Origin of the sequence: Burkholderia sp. LMG 13014, from assembly GCF_905232215.1 — a bacterium.
GTDB lineage: Bacteria > Pseudomonadota > Gammaproteobacteria > Burkholderiales > Burkholderiaceae > Burkholderia.
Genome location: NZ_CAJNKE010000917.1, coordinates 1 through 1,645, shown reverse-complemented (window position 1 = coordinate 1,645; position 1,645 = coordinate 1). Strand labels below are relative to the sequence as shown.

Sequence of the window (1,645 nt, the reverse complement as noted above, 5' to 3'; positions counted from 1 at the left end):
AGCTCGGCGGTTGCGCTGTCCTTCGTCAGGTAGCCGGTTGCGCCGGCCTTGAACGCGCGCGCCGCGTACTGCGCTTCCGCATGCATCGTCAGCACGAGCGTGCGCAGCGACGGCGCGTGGCGTTTCACCAGCTGGATCAGCTCGATGCCGGTCGGCGCGGGCATCGACAGGTCGAGCAGCAGCACGTCGGCGGCGCCGCGCTCGACCAGCGCGAGCGTGGCCGAGCCGTCGCTCGCCTCGCCGACGATTTCGAAACCGCCGGCCGTTTCCAGGATGTGACGCAGTCCGTCCCGCATGACTGCGTGATCGTCAGCCAGAATTACCCTGATCATCTAGCGATCCTCTTCGGGATGACGCCGCGCACCGTTGTCCGGTGGTCGCCGCAGCTGTTCTTCCGACCAATACTATTCCGCCGAATCCGAAAACGGTACACATCCGGGAAATTTTCGAGATGGTCGATCGAGGAATGTGTACTGAAACGAAATAATCGCGGGGAAAAGGTACGCGGTGAAGTGGGCGAGAATCAGGGTATTCCCTGATGGGTACGGCAACCGGAACAGAACGGCGCGACGCGTCGCGTGACGCCCCGCGAACCGTCCCGATTCGGGACTAAACTGGTGCCCGATGCCACACCACCACCCGAGGAGCCCCGCGATGATCGATCTTGCCGATATCCTGCCGTCCGCACTGCCCGCCGCCGTTGGATGGGCTGAAGCCGAGGCGGCGCGCGGGATCGCGCAGGGTGTGCCGCTGACGCCGGTGCAAGCCGACGATGCGCGCACGGTGGGCGTCGCGCAGCCCGAGCGGATCCGCGTGGTGATCGTCGACAGCATGCCGTTCCCCGAGATACCTTCCCTGGCCGCGATCGCCCGCGACACGGGGCTGCTGTCGCCGGGCACGATCGGGCTCACGCTCGGCCATGCGGTGTACGTGCTGCGCGGCCAGGACACGCGCCGCCTGCTGACCCACGAATTCCGCCACGTGCATCAGTACGAGGCCGCCGGATCGATCGGCGCGTTTCTCGCCCGCTATCTGCAGGAGATCGCGACGGTCGGCTATCACGACGCGCCGCTCGAGGCGGACGCGCGGCAGCACGAGTTCGATTGACCCGTCACGCCGGCGCGACCGCGCGCAGCGCCCGATGAACGTTCCCCATGCCATCGCCGGCCCGGTGTTCGCACGCCGGGCCGCCCCGCCGTGGAGCGAGCGATGAGCGACACGATCCACGCGTGGATCGGCGCGATCGGCGCGCATCCGCTGCTCGTGCTCGCGATCGTGTTCGTGACGGCGTGCGCCGAGGCGATCGCGCTGATCGGCACGGTCGTGCCGGCCGGCGCCGTGATGTTCGCGGCCGGTGCGCTGATCGGCGCGGGCGCGCTCGACGGCTGGACGACCATCGGTGTCGCGGCGGTCGGTGCCGTGGTCGGCGACGGGATCAGCTATGAACTCGGGCGGCACTATCGCGGGGTGATTCGCAACGCGTGGGCGCGCTTTGGCTATGCGGCCGCCTATTCGCGCGGCGAGGAGTTCGTGCTGCGTCATGGCATGAAGAGCATCGTGCTCGCGCGCTTTCTTGCGCCGGTGCGCGCGGTCGTGCCGGTCGTCGTCGGCTGCGCGACGCTGCCGCGCCGGTCGTTCTATCCGG

3 protein-coding genes are annotated in these 1,645 nt (G+C 68.4%); 2 read left to right on the top strand and 1 reads right to left on the bottom strand.

Annotation, left to right across the window (positions count from 1 at the left end; translation table 11 throughout):
- Window positions 1-332 (bottom strand): response regulator transcription factor (locus JYJ84_RS36125; protein WP_205190248.1); only part of this gene is annotated, 332 nt, incomplete at its 3' end.
- Between the two features lie 322 nt (window positions 333-654).
- Between JYJ84_RS36125 and JYJ84_RS36120 the strand changes: the two genes are divergently transcribed.
- Both JYJ84_RS36120 and JYJ84_RS36115 read left to right on the top strand, forming a co-directional pair.
- Window positions 655-1,107: a hypothetical protein gene (locus JYJ84_RS36120; RefSeq protein ID WP_122948944.1), complete on the top strand. Its 453-nt coding sequence runs from the start codon at window positions 655-657 to the stop codon at window positions 1,105-1,107.
- Window positions 1,108-1,209: 102 nt separating this feature from the next.
- Window positions 1,210-1,645: VTT domain-containing protein (locus JYJ84_RS36115; RefSeq protein WP_205190247.1), on the top strand; the 436-nt coding region annotated here is incomplete at its 3' end.